General features: G+C 38.2%; 18 protein-coding genes. 12 read left to right on the forward strand and 6 right to left on the reverse strand.

The features are described from left to right. Nucleotides 1–130: 130 nt before the first annotated feature. The 4 genes from AC1M9H_RS13580 to AC1M9H_RS13595 form a co-directional block, all read right to left on the reverse strand. Nucleotides 131–874: an amino acid ABC transporter ATP-binding protein gene (locus tag AC1M9H_RS13580; RefSeq protein WP_481612405.1), complete on the reverse strand. Its 744-nt coding sequence runs from the start codon at nucleotides 872–874 to the stop codon at nucleotides 131–133. Between the two features lie 11 nt (nucleotides 875–885). Further along, nucleotides 886–1563, reverse strand: a complete 678-nt coding sequence (locus AC1M9H_RS13585; RefSeq protein WP_180028741.1) for an amino acid ABC transporter permease — start codon at nucleotides 1561–1563, stop codon at nucleotides 886–888. A 1-nt stretch (nucleotide 1564) separates the two neighbouring features. Further along, entirely contained in the window at nucleotides 1565–2407 is an 843-nt protein-coding gene (locus AC1M9H_RS13590) for an amino acid ABC transporter permease (protein ID WP_481592365.1), read from the reverse strand. A 69-nt stretch (nucleotides 2408–2476) separates the two neighbouring features. Continuing rightward, nucleotides 2477–3376, reverse strand: coding sequence for an amino acid ABC transporter substrate-binding protein (locus AC1M9H_RS13595; protein WP_180028739.1), 900 nt, complete (start codon nucleotides 3374–3376; stop codon nucleotides 2477–2479). A gap of 460 nt (nucleotides 3377–3836) precedes the next feature. Between AC1M9H_RS13595 and AC1M9H_RS13600 the strand changes: the two genes are divergently transcribed. The 5 genes from AC1M9H_RS13600 (at nucleotide 3837) to hisG (ending at nucleotide 8185) form a co-directional block, all read left to right on the forward strand. Continuing rightward, nucleotides 3837–5288 (forward strand): RNA polymerase factor sigma-54, encoded by a 1452-nt coding sequence (locus AC1M9H_RS13600; protein ID WP_481613596.1) that lies wholly within the window; start codon nucleotides 3837–3839, stop codon nucleotides 5286–5288. 188 nt (nucleotides 5289–5476) lie between these two features. Further along, complete coding sequence (hpf, locus tag AC1M9H_RS13605) at nucleotides 5477–5809, forward strand: ribosome hibernation-promoting factor, HPF/YfiA family (protein WP_035268921.1); 333 nt, start codon at nucleotides 5477–5479, stop codon at nucleotides 5807–5809. Nucleotides 5810–5951: 142 nt separating this feature from the next. Next, nucleotides 5952–6203, forward strand: coding sequence for a BolA family iron metabolism protein IbaG (gene ibaG / locus AC1M9H_RS13610; protein WP_180000146.1), 252 nt, complete (start codon nucleotides 5952–5954; stop codon nucleotides 6201–6203). A gap of 7 nt (nucleotides 6204–6210) precedes the next feature. After that, nucleotides 6211–7470, forward strand: coding sequence for a UDP-N-acetylglucosamine 1-carboxyvinyltransferase (gene murA / locus AC1M9H_RS13615; protein ID WP_481592367.1), 1260 nt, complete (start codon nucleotides 6211–6213; stop codon nucleotides 7468–7470). Nucleotides 7471–7474: 4 nt separating this feature from the next. After that, nucleotides 7475–8185, forward strand: a complete 711-nt coding sequence (gene hisG, locus AC1M9H_RS13620) for an ATP phosphoribosyltransferase (protein ID WP_481613597.1) — start codon at nucleotides 7475–7477, stop codon at nucleotides 8183–8185. A gap of 132 nt (nucleotides 8186–8317) precedes the next feature. On the opposite strand, the gene AC1M9H_RS13625 is transcribed toward hisG, so the two are convergent. Then, a complete protein-coding gene (locus AC1M9H_RS13625) occupies nucleotides 8318–8866 on the reverse strand; it encodes a hypothetical protein (RefSeq protein ID WP_481613598.1) in 549 nt (182 codons plus the stop codon). Nucleotides 8867–9031: 165 nt separating this feature from the next. Between AC1M9H_RS13625 and hisD the strand changes: the two genes are divergently transcribed. Further along, nucleotides 9032–10333 (forward strand): histidinol dehydrogenase, encoded by a 1302-nt coding sequence (gene hisD, locus AC1M9H_RS13630; RefSeq protein WP_481613599.1) that lies wholly within the window; start codon nucleotides 9032–9034, stop codon nucleotides 10331–10333. A 150-nt stretch (nucleotides 10334–10483) separates the two neighbouring features. Continuing rightward, entirely contained in the window at nucleotides 10484–11575 is a 1092-nt protein-coding gene (hisC, locus tag AC1M9H_RS13635) for a histidinol-phosphate transaminase (protein ID WP_481613600.1), read from the forward strand. A gap of 48 nt (nucleotides 11576–11623) precedes the next feature. On the opposite strand, the gene pabB is transcribed toward hisC, so the two are convergent. After that, complete coding sequence (gene pabB, locus AC1M9H_RS13640) at nucleotides 11624–12970, reverse strand: aminodeoxychorismate synthase component I (protein ID WP_481590805.1); 1347 nt, start codon at nucleotides 12968–12970, stop codon at nucleotides 11624–11626. A gap of 246 nt (nucleotides 12971–13216) precedes the next feature. Here pabB and filA point away from each other — a divergent pair, with 246 nt between their 5' ends. The 5 genes from filA to filE all read left to right on the forward strand — a co-directional run bounded on the left by filA (nucleotide 13217) and on the right by filE (nucleotide 19313). Continuing rightward, a complete protein-coding gene (filA, locus tag AC1M9H_RS13645; protein WP_092768589.1) occupies nucleotides 13217–14086 on the forward strand; it encodes a putative pilus system protein FilA in 870 nt (289 codons plus the stop codon). A gap of 183 nt (nucleotides 14087–14269) precedes the next feature. Further along, nucleotides 14270–15103, forward strand: coding sequence for a putative pilus system C39 family peptidase FilB (filB, locus tag AC1M9H_RS13650; protein WP_481609302.1), 834 nt, complete (start codon nucleotides 14270–14272; stop codon nucleotides 15101–15103). A gap of 65 nt (nucleotides 15104–15168) precedes the next feature. Next, entirely contained in the window at nucleotides 15169–16377 is a 1209-nt protein-coding gene (filC, locus tag AC1M9H_RS13655; RefSeq protein WP_481613601.1) for a putative pilus system protein FilC, read from the forward strand. 12 nt (nucleotides 16378–16389) lie between these two features. Next, a complete protein-coding gene (gene filD / locus AC1M9H_RS13660) occupies nucleotides 16390–18057 on the forward strand; it encodes a putative pilus system OmpP1/FadL family transporter FilD (RefSeq protein ID WP_180000164.1) in 1668 nt (555 codons plus the stop codon). After that, the gene (gene filE / locus AC1M9H_RS13665; protein ID WP_481613602.1) at nucleotides 18057–19313 is read left to right on the forward strand and encodes a putative pilus assembly protein FilE; all 1257 of its coding nucleotides are present in this window, start codon (nucleotides 18057–18059) and stop codon (nucleotides 19311–19313) included. Before filD ends, filE begins: the two co-directional genes overlap by 1 nt. Nucleotides 19314–19318: the final 5 nt, after the last annotated feature.

Consider the following 19318-nt stretch of genomic DNA (forward strand, 5'->3'; position numbering starts at 1 on the left):
GAGTAAGTCATCGCCAGCTCATTATTCTAAACACCCCCTTCAATAGAAGGGGGTGTTTTTTTATATATATAAATTGAATTTGAAAATAATTTGAGTAGATATCGCGAAATTTTTGGATTCATTCTGATGTTTAGTGTACTGCTGAAATCTTCTCTAAAAAGTATTTTGTTCTTTCATGTCGTTCTTGTGGCTTATTAAAGAAGTCATCAGTCGGGCAATCTTCTAGAATTTTACCTTGATCCATAAATATCACTCGATCTGAAACTTTTTTTGCAAATCCCATTTCATGGGTAACACACATCATCGTCATGCCTTCTTTTGCAAGTTGGCTCATGACTTCAAGCACTTCACCGACCATTTCAGGATCTAAAGCGGAAGTGGGTTCATCAAAAAGCATACAGACTGGGTCCATACAAAGACCACGTGCAATCGCGACACGTTGTTGTTGACCACCTGATAATTGTCCTGGAAATTTATCTTTGTGTGCTGTCAAACCGACTCGATCCAAATATTGTAAAGCCTTTATTTTAGCTTCCTCAGTTGAGCGATTAAGTACTTTGATTTGTCCTATTGTTAGGTTATCTAACACAGTCATATGAGGAAAAAGTTCAAAATGTTGAAATACCATACCTACTCTAGATCTGAATTTTGCTAGATTCGTTTTAGAGTCTTTTAAAGCGGTACCATCAACGATAATATTTCCTTGTTGAAAAGGTTCTAAAGCATTCACTGTCTTAATAAGTGTAGATTTACCTGAGCCAGATGGACCGCATACAACGACAACTTCACCTTTGTTGATAGTGGTTGAGCATTCGCTAAGTACCTGAAAATCTCCATACCATTTGGATACATCTTGAATTTCAATCATTGGCATTTTGATTCTCCTTATCGAATAATGGCTATTTTTTGATGTAAGCGTTTAACTAGTCGCGAAAGTGCAAATGAAATGACAAAATAGACGACAGCAACAACTAGATAGAAAACGGCTTTGGTTTCCGAACCATAGGTATTAGCTAAAGTATTTGCATTGCCTAAGAAATCTGGTGCACTGATGACATAAACTAAAGAAACATCTTGAAAAAGAACAATGGATTGCGTCAATATCACGGGTAACATATTTCTAAAAGCTTGGGGTAAAACTACGTATGACATTGTCTGGCGATAATTAAACCCCAAGGCATAACCTGCATTCACTTGTCCTTTAGAAACTGATTGAATGCCAGAACGGACAATTTCTGAAAAAAAGGCAGCCTCAAAAATAGCGAAGGTTACTACACTTGAAAATAAAGGTCCCCAATAGGTGTGATATTGGAAATCGAAAAACTTAGGAAGTAAAAAGTAAAAGATAAAAATAACTTGAATGAGGGGAACACCTCGAAAAAAGTCGACATAAAATTTTGCAAATCCACTGGCAATTTTATTATTCGATAGACGCATCATCGCGATTGGTGTACCAAGAAGAATCCCACCAATAATTGAAAGAATGGTTACTGTAACTGTGAATTTAAAACCAGCGATCAAACTTGCAACAACATCGGGATGAGTTAGAACACTGAAGTCCATTTTATTTACCTCCCGAACCTAGACCTGGTACCGCCATCCGTTTCTCAATCCATGCCATTAGGTATTTAATTGAATAAGTGATGATGAGATAAACAGGTGTTGAAAGAATTAAAATGACCACGTCTTGAGAGGTTTCTTCTCGCATTGTTTTGGTATATGCAAAAAAATTCAAAACACTTAAGGCAAAAAGTACGGCTGAATTTTTAAATACATTCATTGCTTCTGATGTCAGTGTTGGCCAAACGATTCGATAAGCCACTGGCAGAATGACATAACGATAACTTTGGTTTAAATTTAAACCGATCGCATAAGCTGCATTTTTTTGACCTTGTGAAACGGTATTAATACCTGCTCGAACCTGCTCAGCAATCCTTGCAGCGGTATATAGACCCAGCGCAAATACACCAATAATTGCTGGATTATTATTTAAAATATTTTGCCACCATCCGCCAGAAACCATTTCACCACTTCCAGTACTCATACTCAATGGTAGAAGTTGAGGGAAAACGAATGCCCAGAAAAATAATTGAACAATTAAGGGTATATTTCTGAATAACTCTACATAACAAGTCCCAATGAATGAAAGTAACTTATTGGGTAATGTACGCATAATGCCAATAAGTGAACCAAGTATAAATGCGATGAAAAAGGCAATGACAGCAGTCCAGATCATGGTCCAAATACCTGATCCAAGTATCTGTAACCAAGTCGGTGCATCAGCAACAGCTGAATAACTTGAACCTCCAATCGCACTACAGATAGATTCAGCCCAATCTTTTTTATCAACGCCATATTCGTTGGATGCCAAGCAAAAAGACGTCCAATTTAAAGAACCAACAGCCATTGAAATTCCCTGCAATGGTTACGAGAAAAAAGGGCTTAAGTGTTTCTATTTAAGCCCTCATAATTTTTGTTATTTAATCCCTGCATCATTCGGAGACGCTTTTAATTTTTTAAATGAGCTACTCATAGGCATGTTTAGATTGATATTGCGTGGTGGAATAGGTGATAAGAACCATTTTTTATAAAGGGTATCCATTTGACCATTTTTCCACATTCCAGTTACCACACGATCTGCAATCGCTTTAAACTTGGCATCCCCTTTAGGCAGCATAATTCCGTAAGGTTCTGACGAAAGGACTGGACCTACAATTTTAAAATCTTGAGGTTTTGATGATTTGGCAATGAGCCCTGCAAGAATATTGTCATCCATAACAAATGCAGCTGCACGTCCCGAAGCGACCATTGCAAAAGAATCAGCATGATCTTTACCATAGACATTGGTAACTTTTATTTTTTCTCCTCGTGCACCCATTTTAATATATTTATCCGAGGTTGTTCCTTGCGTTGTGGCAACGGCTTTACCATTTAAATCACCTAAATCTTTGAAAGGCGCTGAAGCTTTGACTGCCATACGTACTTCAGTGGCAAAGTAATTTGTAGAGAAGTTGACTTGCTGTTGTCGCTGGACAGAGTTGGTTGTCGTCCCGCATTCCATATCAATGTTTCCAGCGAGCATTTCAGGAATTCGCGTGGAAGAAGTAACGGCTTTATATTCAACTTTTAAGTTGGGGAGTTTTAAGTCTTTTTTTAATTCGTTAGCTACGTTATTACAGATATCGATGGCATATCCCATAGGTTTACCACCCACGATATATGAGATTGGATCAGAAGATTCACGATACCCGATGATCACTTTTCCATTTTTTTTGATTTTCGCAATCGTGTCAGTGGCATTGGCTTGACTCATTGTTCCGCCAGCGATGATGAAGCCTAATGCGCTGAGAAGGACTTTACCAGATAGACTTTTCATCAAGAAATCTCCATGTCTTGTAGTGCATCGTTCTTATAATTTTGACAGTTCTCAAATTTGGTTGAAATCTATTCAAAATAAACTATTAATTATTTTTATACTTTCTATGAGAATAAGTAAAGAATAAAAAATACTCGAAATTCAAATGAATTTAGATTTTTTGATCAACGCGAAATAAATCATGAGCTTATAACACCTTGATCATGAGTAAGTGGTTTATTTTTAATCAACCATAACTGCAGATAACGCTAAAAAATTATTTTTTTTTAAATTTAAACTTGAGTGCTCATATTTTTTTGAATATTAATTAAAAAAAAGTGATTGAATTATAATGTATTTTATCCTTATTTTTTATTAATGATTAAGACTAATTGATTAACATAACACTTGAAACTTATGTTATAAGAATTGTAGGCATGATTATTGCTTGAATAATAACGATGTTAGGGGGTAATGATTTATGAAATTAGCGTTAGGACTAAAAGTATCCAATTCTTTGTCTTTGACACCCCAGCTCCAACAAGCGATCCGACTTTTACAATTATCCAGCTTAGAGTTGGAGCAAGAAGTTCAATTGCAGTTGGATAGTAACCCCTTACTTGAAAAGGTGGATGATGATTCTCCAATGCAAAGTTTGGAGGACTTGAATCAGGAAAATTCTGCTAGTGATCTTACTCGAGAATTAAATGCAGATCATTTGCCAAATGATTTACCTGTAGATACAGATTGGGATGATGTCTATACCCATCAATCATCATCAATGGAATTACCAGAATATGAAGAACGTGAGGATAATCGATCAATTCAAAATACACTGAAAGATCATATTTTAGAGCAAGTTAATCTCCTAAATTTCTCCCAAACTGATCTTTTGATCGCTTATTGCATCGTAGATGGTTTGGATGAAAAAGGCTTTTTAGATGAGAGCGTTGAAGAAATTCACCACGCAGTGCTGACTTTACTCGCACAGATGGATATTGAAGAAGATGTTGAGATTGATGAAATTTTAGTGGTGTTGAAACATATTCAAAGACTAGAGCCGATTGGCGTTGGTTCACGCAATCTTGTGGAATGCTTATATGTTCAGCTTCAAGTTTTGCCTAATACCTTACCATGCCGTAATGACGCGTTATTGTTATTGCAGCATTATGAATTATTGATTGCCAATGACCTAAATAAATTACTGAAGCAAACAGGTTTTAAACTTGAACAGTTAAAAGCAGCGATACAACTTTTAAAATCATTACAACCCTATCCAGGGTTAATGTTTGAAAATAAAGAATCTGAATATCAAGTGCCTGATGTTGTGGTGGCAAAGAAAAATGACAGTTGGCATGTGCACTTAAATCCAGATATTTTGCCAAAATTACGTATCAACCCTTATTACGCAAATATGATTCGTCGAGCTGATCAAAGTGCAGATAATCAATACTTACGCAATCAAATGCTTGATGCTAAAAATTTTATTAAAAGTGTAGATGAGCGCCATAAAACGCTTTTAAAAGTAGCAACATGTATTGTTCAGCATCAACGAGATTTTTTAGAGTTGGGTGCTGAAGGAATGAAACCTTTGGTGTTGAGAGATGTGGCGGAGGAGGTTGAGTTACATGAATCAACAGTATCTCGTGTAACGACCAATAAATATTTGCTTACTCCGAGAGGGTTGTTTGAACTTAAATATTTTTTCTCAAGCCATGTTGGAACAACGTCAGGTGGTGAAGCGTCTTCAACTGCGATCCGAGCAAAAATTAAAAAGTTGATTGCTGAAGAGAACCCAAGAAAACCATTATCTGATAATAGTTTAGCTAAGTTGTTAAATGAGGATGGTATCGATGTTGCACGTCGTACAGTCGCAAAATATCGTGAATCGTTACATATTCCTGCATCATCCGATCGAAAAGTCTTGATCTGAAATTTGAAGTGTGATTATTCTAGAGGTTCATTATGACGAAATAATGAATCTCTTTTTTTTAGTTACACGAGGTTTAGCCAGCATGATTTCATGACTTAAATTTGCAGAATAATTCTATGTTGAATGTTCTGTCATGCAATCACATGGCTTAACTCAATCAAATCCTTTAGAAGGAGAGGGATAGGATTATGCAAATAACAATTCGTGGACATCATTTAAGTATTACTCCTGCAATAGAAGAGAATATTCGTTGTAAATTCGCCGAAATGACCAAGCACCTTGATCAGGTCAATAGTATGCAGGTGAAACTCACAAAGGATCACCAAGTCGATAAGCGTTCGAAAAAAGGAAGTTCGAATCATATCGCTGAAGCAATCGTGCGTTTACCAGGCGTCGAACTTTTTGCTCAGGCATCTGGCGATGATATGTATGCATCAATTAAAAAATTGACTGAGAAAATAAAAAGACAGTTAATGCGATATCGTAAAATGCAAATGGCTTTTCAGCCGCTGCCTATATGACGGTATGTAGCTGAAAATAAAAAAAGAGGTATATTGCCTCTTTTTTTTATAGATAAATTGTATAGCAGATGAATTCATTGAATGAGTTATAGTAAAATAATCCGTTTTTACACAATCGATCGTCCCATGAGAGGTCTTTGCAATGAATAGTGAACAGCTCACTGAAATCTTAAAAGCTGCTTTCCCTTCTGCTGATGTTGCTGTAAGTGGACAAGGTGGGAAATTTGACCTCCGTATTGTAGATGATCTGTTTGAAGGTAAAAGAACAGTTGCTCGTCAACAAGCAGTTTATGCTCCTCTTAACGAATATATTAAAAGTGGTGCAGTTCACGCTGTAACCATACGCGCAATGACAAAAGAAGAATGGCGCAAAGCTAGTCTTTTCGGAGCTTAAGGAATAAATGGATAAATTTCTAATCACTGGTGGTAAAAGACTAGAAGGCGAAGTTCGCATCTCTGGTGCAAAAAATGCTGCATTGCCACTTTTAGCAGCAATGATTCTTGCTGAAACGCCAATTACGCTCAGAAATGTACCCAAGCTTAAAGATGTTCATACGCTTGTAAAATTAATTGCAGGGCTTGGGATTACCATGAAGTATGAAGGTGATACTGTTGTCGCTGATACTTCAACCCTTGATAATCAATTTGCACCATATGAACTCGTAAAGACTATGCGAGCGTCTATTTTGGTGCTTGGCCCATTGCTGGCGCGCTACGGTAGTGCAAAAGTATCTTTACCTGGTGGTTGTGCTATTGGCTCACGTCCTGTTGACCAGCATTTAAAAGCATTAGAAGCTTTAGGTGCGGAAATTGAAGTCGAAGCAGGCTATGTCAATGCAAAAGTTGATGGTCGCTTAAAAGGCGGTGAAGTTGTTTTCGATATGGTCACTGTAGGTGGGACAGAAAACATCCTCATGGCTGCTGTCTTAGCAGAAGGTGTTACTACCATCCGTAATGCGGCTCGTGAACCTGAAATCACTGATCTTGCACTAATGCTCATAAAAATGGGTGCGAAGATTGAAGGTTTAGATACGGATACATTAATCGTCACTGGCGTAGAAAGTTTGCATGGTTGTGAATACTCAGTTGTTGCTGACCGTATTGAAACAGGATCTTATTTAGCTGCTGCTGCTATTACGGGTGGACGAGTTAAAACGACACATACAGATCCATTGCTGATGGAATCAGTGTTGGATAAATTTGAAGAAATGGGTGCAGAAGTTACGCGCGGTGATGATTGGATCGAACTCGATATGATGGGTAAGCGTCCTAAGGCCGTTAGTTTCCGTACATTGCCTCATCCAGATTTTCCAACAGATATGCAAGCACAATTGATGGCGGTCAATGCAATCGGTCGTGGGTTTGCAACAATTTCAGAAACGATTTTTGAAAACCGTTTTATGCATGTACCTGAATTGTCACGTATGGGCGCTAATATTCAGGTTGAAGGTAATGATGCAGTTGTAACAGGAGTTGAAAAACTTTCAGCTGCACCTGTTATGGCAACAGATTTGCGTGCTTCATTTTCTTTAGTTTTGGCTGCTTTAGCTGCTGAAGGAGAGACTTTAATTGACCGTATTTATCACATTGATCGCGGTTACGAAGATGTTGAAGCAAAATTACAAGGTTTAGGTGCCCAAATTAAGCGAGTGAGCGAGTAAGTTAATGAGCGATATGAGAAACGATGATCCTAATTTTGACGTAATGGGCAATTTTGATCATGGTTTAACCTTAGCATTAAGTAAAGGTCGTATTTTAAAAGAGACATTGCCATTGCTAGAAACAGCAGGGATTAATCTTTTAGAAGACCCAGATAAATCGCGTAAATTAATTTTTCCTACGACGCATAAACATGTTCGAATTTTAATTTTACGTGCATCTGATGTACCAACTTATGTAGAAAATGGTGCGGCTGATATTGGTGTTGCAGGTAAAGATGTACTGATGGAACATGGTGCACAAAATGTCTATGAACCATTAGATCTTAAAATTGCAAACTGTAAGTTAATGACAGCGGGCAAAGTGGGTATGGAGCGTCCGAAAGGTCGTTTGAAGATCGCGACCAAGTACGTGAATTTGACGCGTCAATACTATGCGAGCTTAGGCGAGCAAGTAGATGTGATTAAACTTTACGGTTCGATGGAGCTTGCACCATTGGTTGGTTTGGGTGATTACATTGTCGACGTCGTGGACACAGGTAATACACTTCGCGCAAATGGCTTAGAGCCTCTTGAAGAAATCTGTAAAGTGTCTTCTCGATTGATTGTGAACAAAGCGAGCTTTAAGCGTAAGCAAGCCTTACTTAATCCGATTCTTGCACAGCTTGAAAAAGCAGTGGAAGAACGAGAAAACGCAAAGCAAGTGAAAACTGCTTGAGTTTGTTGATTTTAAGAACCGCCCGAAAGGGCGGTTCTTTTTGGTCAGATTCTATTGTGCAATAATGTAATTTCTAATTTTTTTCTTATATAGTCTATTTTTTTTCATAAAAGACTCACTGTTTATATCAAGCTATTCTAAAACTTCGCGTATGGTTATATTTTGCATAAAATCATTTATGAGTTGCATATATAAATTATTCGTAAATTCGTGGTATTCAATTCTTAACATATTGAGATCTTCATCGTCTGTTAACTCGTATAGTACTAAGGCTTTGGAGGATACATTGGTTACATTATCACCAAGCCTTCGAACACGAGCTAAGTAATCCATAGCTATACAATTTCTAATTGCTAAGTTATTTTCTCTAGAGCGTAAATATCCAGAGATATCAGTAAATAATTTAATATCATCATTAATCGCGATAAGTAATTCTTTAGCCTCATCTGCAAGAACTAGTTTGTTGTGTTGATGTTTCCATGAAAGAAAACCGATAATTGCAACTATTGGCGTCAGTACATAAGCGGTTACAGTTACTATATCTACGATTCCGGTTTTAGTAACGGCACACATCAAAGACTGTCCCTGACAATAGTAAAAGTATTGAAAGAATCCACAAATAGCTAAAACAACGACATATACACCTAAATAATAACCGACATATTTTTCTATTTCTTTCATCTAAAATCCCCCCGAATAAAATCAAATCATGATAAGAACAGAGCTCAATATAAAATTCAATTTAATCAAAAGTTATTTTCAATCATTTCTATTTGGGTTGCTTGAATGAAGATGCCCACAAATCAGTAGAAAACAGGTAAACTAAAGCTTCCCTTTAATTTCATTGTGGATAAATTGATGCGACGTTTATCGACTCAAGATCAAAATTTTAAGCAAGACTTTGCTGACTTGCTCGCTTTTGAAACCGTGAGTGACCCAGAACTTTTAAAAATAGTAGACAAAATCATTGCCGATGTTCGTCAACATGGTGATGCTCATGTTCTCAAACTCACACAACAGTTCGATCGACATCCAGCGCATCAATTTTCAGATTTAGAACTGACACAAGAGCAACTTAAAGCTGCATTTGATAATTTAACGGCTGAAGTTCGAGAAGCTTTAGAGTTGGCTGCAAATCGTGTCCGTGAATTCCATCAGGCACAAAAACAAGATGGTTGGACCTATGTTGATGCTTTGGGTAACACCTTAGGCCAAAAAGTGACGCCGCTTGACCGTGTTGGAATTTATGTGCCAGGTGGTTTAGCTTCATACCCATCATCAGTACTCATGAATGCAGTTCCTGCACACGTCGCAGGAGTGCCTGAAATTATTATGGTTGTGCCTGCACCAAATGGTGATTTAAATCCATTGGTGTTGGCAGCTGCGTATTTGGCAGGTGTCACTCGAGTGTTTACGATTGGTGGTGCGCAAGCGGTTGCAGCATTGGCCTATGGTACTGAAACCATTCCAGCAGTAGATAAAATTACTGGACCGGGCAATCGTTTTGTTGCAGCAGCAAAACGCGCCGTATTTGGTCAGGTAGGTATTGATATGATTGCAGGTCCTTCAGAAATTTTAGTGTATGCTGAAGGGGACAATAATGCAGAATGGCTTGCAATGGATCTTCTGTCTCAAGCAGAGCATGATACTGTTGCTCAAGCTGTATTTATTACGCCAGACGAGCAACTACTTCATGATGTCGCGATTGCAATTGAAGAGCACTTAAAAGCACTTCCTAAAGCAGAAATCGCACGAACTTCTATTGCTAATCGTGGTGCGCTTGTTTTAGTTAAAGACCGTGCCGAAGGTGCAGAATTGATCAACCAAGTTGCCCCTGAACACTTGATGCTATGTTTAGATGAAGCACAAGAAATGGCTGAAGGTATTCGCCATGCAGGTGCTATCTTCATGGGGCGTTATACGCCTGAAGCAATTGGTGATTACTGTGCAGGTCCGAACCATGTATTGCCAACCTCGGGTACGGCACGTTTTTCATCACCACTCGGAGTGTATGATTTCCAAAAGCGTTCAAGCTTAATCATGTGTTCAGAGGATGGCGTGAAAACCTTAGCGAAAACAGCAGATATTCTTGCACAGCAAGAAAACTTAGATGCTCACGCTCGTTCAGCACGATATCGTTATCAGTAATTTAAGCGATAAATTTAGAATGAATATTCCTCTCTGAATCTGTTTTTAAGCATTGCTTGAAATCGAAATGCAAGTGAGGTTAGGTGAAGGTAATTAAAAAATCTCTCCCTAACCTCCTTAGTCAGTGAGGGGAATTTAGAGAATTTAAAAATGAATATTACAGTAGAACAAATGCGTTTTTGGAGTCCCGAAGTACGTGAACTAGAGCCTTATGTGCCTGGTGAACAACCCAAGATCCAAAATCTTTTAAAATTGAATACCAACGAGAACCCGTATCCACCATCTCCAAAAGTTGTAGAAGCGGTACAACAAGTTTTAGCAAATGGCGCGGATGTTTTACGTTTGTATCCTGACCCTGACGCATCGGAATTAAAGCAAGCAATTGCGAAACAGCAACATGTTCCAGTGGGACACGTGTTTGTTGGTAATGGTTCTGATGAGGTTTTAGCTCATATTTTTAAGGCATTTTTTGTTCAAAATTTGCCAATTCTTTATCCAGATATTACCTACAGTTTCTATCCTGTTTATAGCCAATTTTTTGGTGTGAAAACTCAAATTTTGCCTTTAAACGAAAAATTTGAAATTGTTGTGGATGACTATAAGCAACCAAATGGTGGCATCATTATCACCAATCCAAATGCCCCTACCAGTATTGCACTTGGTTTGTCTGCAATTGAGGAAGTACTTCAATCGAACCCAAATTCAGTGGTTGTGATTGATGAAGCATATGTAGACTTTGGTGCTGAATCTGCAGTGGCTCTCGTAGAAAAATATGACAACTTGGTGGTCTGTCAAACAACTTCGAAATCACGTTCGCTTGCGGGATTACGGGTCGGGTTTGCGATTGCACAGCCGCATTTAATTGCAGCGTTAGAAGCGGTAAAAAATAGCTTCAATTCATATCCAATGGACCGTTTTGCGATTGCCGCTGCAGTGGCGTCTTTCGAGGATCAAGCCTATTTCGAAGCGCAAAATGCCAAAGTGATTGCTAGTCGTATAAAGTTAGTTGAGCAACTGAAATCCTTAGGGTTTGATGTGTTGCCTTCTGCCGCAAATTTTATATTTGCAACACTGCCTAGCAAAGATGCAGGTCAGCTTGCAAATGAATTGCGAGAGCGTGGCATTATCGTAAGATATTTTAATAAACCACGTATTAATCAGTATTTGCGTATCACCATTGGTACAGATGAGCAAAATCAACGTTTAGTAGACACCTTGAAGAATGACATTTTAAAAGTGTGAGTGCTGCAAATTTTTGTTGTTGAAAAAGCGACCAGATAGGTCGCTTTTTTATGATTCGTACCATTGATTCATCAGTTTTAGCATGGCTTCAACCTTATCAAAACATTCTTGATATTCTGCATCGCAATCTGAACTGATTGTGACACCACCACCAGCCCAAATAGACACATCTTGCTGATATTTTTGAATCGTTCGGATCAAAATATTCCAAGAACCAGTACCATCAAAATTGAAATAACCAATAGAGCCACAGTATGCACCGCGTGGGGACTCTTCAAGTTCTTCAATAATTTCCATCGCTCGAATTTTGGGTGCCCCCGTTATTGAACCGCCGGGGAGCGCTGCGTGTAAAACATCTAATTGATGAACATCGGATTTTAACGTCGCTTCAATTTCACTGACCATGTGGTGGACTTGATTAAAGCTTTCAATGTTAAATAATTTTGGTGTCTTGACAGTGCCAGTTTCTGCATAAATGCTTAAATCATTTCTGAGAAGGTCAACAATCATTAGATTTTCGGCTTTATCTTTCTCAGAGTTGATGAGTGTTTGTTTTGATTCTTGGTCTTTTTGAGGATCTTTAAAGCGTGGCATGGTGCCTTTGATCGGTTTAGTGATCATTTTTTTATTGGGTCTAAACTCGATAAATAACTCAGGTGAACAGCTCAAAAGTTCAAGGTTATCAATTTTAAGATAAGCAGCATAAGGAGCATTTGTGAGTGCCCAAAAAGGTTTAGCTATACTCAGTAGCTCACCTTCAGCTTGTGCTACAAATTCTTGAGTTAGGTTAATTTGGTAACAATCCCCAGCAACAATGTAATCTTGTACTCGTTGAAATGCAGTTCGATATTGTTGTTTAGTCCAACGTGCTTGCATGGGTGAACTGAGTTGAAATGATGATGGACTAGATTGCTGAAAACAGTCTAATAATCGTGTATAAAGGCACTCGGCATTATGTTCAGTGCTATAGAAAACCCAATCATTATTTTCATAAATCAAATAGCTTTCATACAAGCCAAAAAACAATTGTGGTTGTTTTTTTACCTTGGTGTTGATTTGAAAATTTGCTGCAAAATTATAATCATAGTAACCAATGTAACCGCCTCTGAAATAATGGCTTGCAGAATCTGGAAGTGAATTTTCGCTACATTGAACAAAATCTTTGAGTGAAGAAAATTGGCTTTCATACTGATAATTAAAATCAGAGCAACGCACAAATTGACTGAATCCGCCGTTTATATAAACGCAATATTTTTTTGGCAAAAATCCGATAATCGGTAAATCCTGATTTTCAAGATATACCAATCCTGTCAATGAACCAATTTTTTGCAAAAAATCAGCTTTACTTAGTCCTGAAATTTTTAAGTTTTGTTTAAAAAATGAAGCACTTACCATTTGTGACTTGTTACACTCTTTTCAGAAAATTTGCATCACCCATTTAATACTAGTTCACACTTATGCCATTTATCGGGAATAGGTCGAATTTTCTTAACAGATATTGATCATAAGATAACATAAGGTTAACTTAATACTGCAAAGCGAACTGCTCAAGGATGAAGTTTCAGTCGTTAAATTATAAAAACTTCAGAAACACGGAGAGCAGTCAAAAAAATGAAAAAAATGCTCTTGGGAGAGTACATAATGAAATTATTCACAAAATTGGCTTTAGTTTCTTCAATGGCGGTGAGCGTGAATGCTATGGCGATGCAGGCAATGGATGATGCATCACTCAGCGCAACGACTGGTCAAGATGGTATTACTATTGCCATTGATACAACTGCTGGTATCGAAATCGATAAGTTATATATTCATGATAATGATGGTTTTACAAATAGCGCTTTGACATTCGGTGATACGACCATTAATACAGCTGGCACTGCTGATCCAACAATTGGTGCTGGTGCAATCACGGTTAACGGTTTAACGATTTCAAAGGGTACTGGAAATACTCAAAACTTAGCAACGTTGAAAGTTGATGCCGCAGATGTTGGTGGTCAAGCGGTACTTAATGTTCTTGCTGAAACTGGTGCTTTAGACATCAATGTTGGTTCTATTGGGGTTGCAAGCTCTGGCACTTACAGTTCTGATGACAATGTTCGTGGTGTTGTTGAAGGTTCTGAAAAACAAATTATTACAGGTTTAACATTATCATTGGGTGCAACCAAAGCAAACGTTCAATTAGGTAATGCACCTCAAGGCGCTATGATTGTCGTTGATTCTGAAATCACTGGTGGTTTATCTACAAGCTTAACTATTAATGATACATCTACATCGGGTGGTGGTAGCATTGGAATCGAGGGCTTGAAAGTTACAAGTTCAGGCAGTAAAAACCTGAATGCTGACGCCAAAATTGGTGTAACAAAAGATGGATTATATATCAGCCCAGCTCAATCACCATTGAATGCTTACATCCAAAAAGTTTCTTTAGGTGAAGCTAATAAGAGTATCGGTTCAATCGAAGTTCAAGGTTTGAATTTGGGTAGCACTTCAATCAAAATTTCTGGTCACTAAGTTTTTATACAAAAAACGCGTGTTGATCACGCGTTTTTTAAATTTTGCGAATTTGAAATTAAAAAGTAAAAGTACTGTATTTTTAGGATGAAAAAGGTATTCTGAATATAAGAATAAATGTGAGTGCAAACTCCAACTACAGAATCATAAAGGCAAGTACGCCGAACTAGAACAGTTAACATTATGATAGAAATTACTTTAGGCTCTGCAATTATGTATTTTTTTGCGAGTCATGCTCTCGAAATTAAAGAAAAACCACGCGAAGCAGTTTATTACAGTGAGATTGCAGACTCACGACATCTATCTTATACAAAAAATCACCGTGAACCTGTAGTTATCAAGCCGGCTATCGAAAATCAGTTTAGAGGAATAGTTCGTCAAGCGTATGACTATAGTTGTGGTTCTGCGGCGTTGACGACAGTTCTTAATGGTCACGCTGGTCTAAATTTGACAGAACAACAAACCATGGAGGGATTGTTGCGATTTGGCGAGTATGATCGAATCATTGAGCGTAGAAGCTTTTCATTATTGGATATGAAGCGCTTCGTCACTGCTTTAGGTTATGAAAGTGGGGGGTACCGTGGTGAATTCAAAGACCTGATTAAACAGACACAACCTGCTATTGTTCCAATTCACTATGCAGGTTTTAAGCACTTTGTTGTATACAAAGCATATAAAGATGGAAGGGTTTATGTTGCTGACCCTGCATTAGGAAATATCAGTTTTGATGAAGCACGATTTAAAGAAATTTGGGAAAACAATACCTTATTTTTAGTGAACGTTCCTGAATCTCAACAGAAAGATCTATTGGCATTACAAGAAACAGATTTAAGACATGTCGATGATGCAACAATTAACCGTTACGCCTTAGTTGATGCACAATTTTCGTCAGATTATATGAATAAAATCGCAGATAAAGCCTCAACTATGCGTAAAGTATTAGATCTTGATCCCAAATCTCCAACGTATAATCAACCCATTACAACATATATGCGGCTTTACTATAAACGTAAGTAATTTAAATGCAATTAAATTGAATTGAAACAAAATCCAAATAATGAAGAATTGTGGTAGGAAGTAAAATGAATAATCAATGGACGAAAAGAACGCTACTCGCAATCAGTATTCAAATGATTGTCACAGGCGTCTATGCAGCACCCGAAACAGTTGAAGCTCCATCAGAAGAGAATATTTCTCAAGATACTCAAAATAATACTGAAAATAGTTCGGCGACCGAGCTTGAACAAGAACAATCAAGTTATACGGCAGAATCTACTGAAAATGTTGATGCAACACCTTCTCTTAAGCCAGGTGTTGAAGGGCAGGCTGCAAATGCACTCCAACAAAAAGAAGGTGATGCGACGCAAGAGACTAACTTGCAGGAAGTTTTTTCCTCTAATGAGCGACAATATTCACTGATTAAGCGTGGTGAGTTTTCAACGTTCTATGATCTTGATTATTCGTACTATCGGGATTCACAAATAAATGCTTCGATCGATGAAGGACAGTTGTATCAACTTCGTATTGATGAAGATGCAAATCATACGATTACCAATACCATCACAGCGCAATATGGTTTAAGAGATAACATCACGCTAAACGCTTCAATTCCATTGGTTGCAAAGTCTGATAGTGTCAAAGATACGACCACTGCTGGTTTGGGTGATATTAGTTTAGGGGCGCGTTGGGAGCCATTTCCACTGAAAGAAGGTCGTTTGCCACTTATTTTGTTTGGTAATCTATCGACAAAAACAGGTGATAGCCCCTATGAAATTAATCCTTTGACGGATCTCTCAACAGGTAAGGGGTATTATTCAGTTGGTGTTGGTGCAAGTACAAGAAAATATATTGATCCAGTTGTATTGTTTGCGTCAGTATCAACAAATTATGGTTTTAAAGAATCTGGCTTAAATCAAATCCGAGGGGGAGGAAATACTCAAGGTGAAGGTTTAACTGGGCGTAACCGTGTTTTAGATACTTTTGAACCCGGTGTTACGGCTGGATTCTCGTTCGGGTTTGCATATTCATTTAACTATGATGTCTCCTTGACCATGTCTTATCAGCAATCGATGAACATGGGTACCAAATTCACATATGATACAGGTGAATATTACGAGCCTGCGACTCAGACCAGCTCTATGTTTGCGGTGGCACTCGGTGTACGTGTTAGTCCGAAGACGATTGTCAATGGAACGATAGGTATCGGCTTAACTGAAGACTCTCCAGATGTTTCTCTCGGCCTATCGTTCCCATTAGATATACTTGGCTTTGGTAAGAAAAAAGCAAGCTAAAGGAGTTCGGAAATGAGTCAATTCCGTTTGCATCCTTTAGTTACAGCAATTGTTCTGAGTGGATGTAGTACGCAAGTCTTTGCACACCTTGGGCAGAATTTATCTGTAGATGTACGCTCATTATCAATGGGTAATGCTGTCACTGCAGATCCACCCGGGATTAGTGCAATTCACTTTAACCCTGCGGGTTTAACCAAACTCAAAGGGTTACAAACCGACGTTCAAGGCTTAGTTGCTAATTTTGATATTCAGCGTGAATTTTCCGCGCCATCAGGTTATGACGTCTTTGGATATTCTGATGATCCATTAATCTGTAATGATGCGCTTGATAATCCATCAAACCTCTGTACTGATTTTAAGGATTCTGTGAGAGGTGATGTCGAGTACGCATCCTTATATATTCCTATATTGAAAAAAATGGTGGATTTAGGAGAGGGATGGCCAGTAGCAGCTCCAACTGGAGGAATCTCCTACAACCCACCAGGATCTAAGTTTACTTTCGCTACAGCAGTTTATGCACCAATGGTTGCAGGTTTCGGTGCAGAAGATGGTAATCCGGGTAACTTCATGGGGCAGCAAGTTGCCATGGAGCGTATTACATATTTATCACCATCGATTGCATATCAAGTAAATGATGAACTTTCAATTGGTGCTTCAGTGGGCATGTCTTATCAAGCCATTGCCATGAAAACAGATTTACGTTTTCCAAATGAAATGATTGGTCTTCTTCGGATGGTGGATGAGTCTGTCTGTGCCCCTTTTCGTGGAGGGAATGACAATATTGTCACGAATATTTTATTATTCGGCTTATGTAATACCAATGAGGGCATGAATCCATTTTCAACTTTCGGGAAAATCAATGTTGAAATGGAGCAGAGTTTATCACCAAGCTACAACTTAGGTGTCTTGTGGGAACCCACTGAAGAGTTTGGTTTGGGGCTGGTTTACCAAAGCGGTGCTAAAATGCGCTTGAAGGGTAAATATATTGTAGAAAATGGAAACGCATCCCGAGAATTAATCAAAGGACTAAACTCCTCACCTACGGGGCAAGTTTTGGCAACCATACTTGGTTTTCCAAACTATGTACCTGCGATTGAAACTGGTCTAATGTCTATGGATTTAGAATATCCAGCACATTTCCAAGCGGGGATTAAGTACAAAGTATTCCCGGACTTACAGGTAAATTTCGATGTGGGATGGACTGACTATGCGGCTTGGGATAAGTTTAAATTTGAGTTCGATCGTCAAATTTCTGCTCTGAAGATTGCAAAACTGTTATCTAATGATGTAACAGACTCTTCTTTATCTCTGCCTCTAGGTTTTCAATCTCCATGGAGTTGGGGCGTTGGCGTTGAATATTCTGCCAATGACCGTTTGAAATTCCGTGCTGGTTATGAACCTAGAACAAGTGCGATCCCAGATGGAAAGCGGAATACAATGGTACCGATCAATAATGCACAATTGTTTGGATTGGGTATTGGTTACCGTTTTGATGAAGATACAGATATTGATTTATCAGTCGGGTTCCTTCGTAGCCGCGATAGAATTCCAGCGGGATCAAGTAGCCTAGCCAATCTAGACGCCGTGGATAATTTATTACTTAATCCATATGCAGGCTTAAATGTATCGACAAATACCAAAGTTACGATTTTAGGTATTAATTATAGAACGAGATGGTAATGGACTTAAATCTTGAGCAATTTAAACAAATAAAAACAAGAGTGAGCCAGTCTCTCGGTTGTGTTATATGTGCAGGTTCTTTTTTAGTAAGTCCTACATTGTATGCCCAAGACTTTTACACAATTATAGGTCCAGATGGCAGACCGATTGTCATCGAAAGAGCTGCATCTAGTGCTCAAAAAAACGAATCTATTAAAAATCAAAAATCAGTTCAAAGAGAAAATATTCAGCCAAAAATCATTCAAAAAAAACCAGCAGATGAACCTAAAAAAATACATGTTGAAATCGCTCAGCCGAGTATTAAAGCTCCTACAGCGAGCAAATCAGTTGGGCACAGTCAAAATGACAATGTTGAACAATCAACAGTGAGTGTTGAAAAAAAGACTCAAGATCAAATGACGAAAATTGATCTTGCACAGACTAAAGTCAATACGAAACATGAGCAGTCATTAACAAAAAATAAATCTACACATGATCAAAATTCTAAAGAAAGCCTTCAACGTGTTGAGCAGATTTTAGATAGCAAAAACGCAGGTGGTTCACTGAAAGCTGAAACAGGAAGTCCTGTAACTGTGATTGATGGTGTTGAATACATTGATCATGAATATCTTGAGGATCATGAGTTTAATCTGGAAGGAAGAAAACGGTTTTATGTAGTTCCTGATACGCAGGGTGTAGGTGCAGCTCGTTTTGAAACGATTGAGCGACAAAAAGGGATTACCAAAGCCGTTTTATCTCAGTTCCTACGGCCGACAGAGCCTACAGCGAAAGAAGCAATGGCTTTATCGAGTACGTACATGCGTATTGAAGCAAAAGATCTTGCAGAATCTTTGGAACATACATGTTTTCAAGATAAAAAAATTCAGAAAGCTAAGCGTTTGAAGGGTGCTCAAGGTGAAATTGGTTTATGGCCAGTTGCGCCATTGAAAGAACGTTTTGCTTACGAGGTGGTGGAGTTAGATGAATCAATTGATCAGATTCAAATTCAATCATTTGCTTCATCTCAAAATAACCCAACTTTTTATTGGCCGATTGCAGTATTTTTGGATCAGCAAGGTTGCATTTTAGAGGGAGCGACTGGTTTTAAAAGTACAAATACTCAAGCCAACGTCACGACATACTCTGCACTCGAAGGTATATTAAAAAAACCACCTCAAACACGATATTTATTACTCACCCCTTTAGTCGAATCAATTGATATTCAAAATCAAAAACTCGTGAATACTGGTCAGCTAAAGCTCAAGGCCATCAAATAAAAGAG

Source organism: Acinetobacter sp. ANC_7512, from assembly GCF_056779935.1.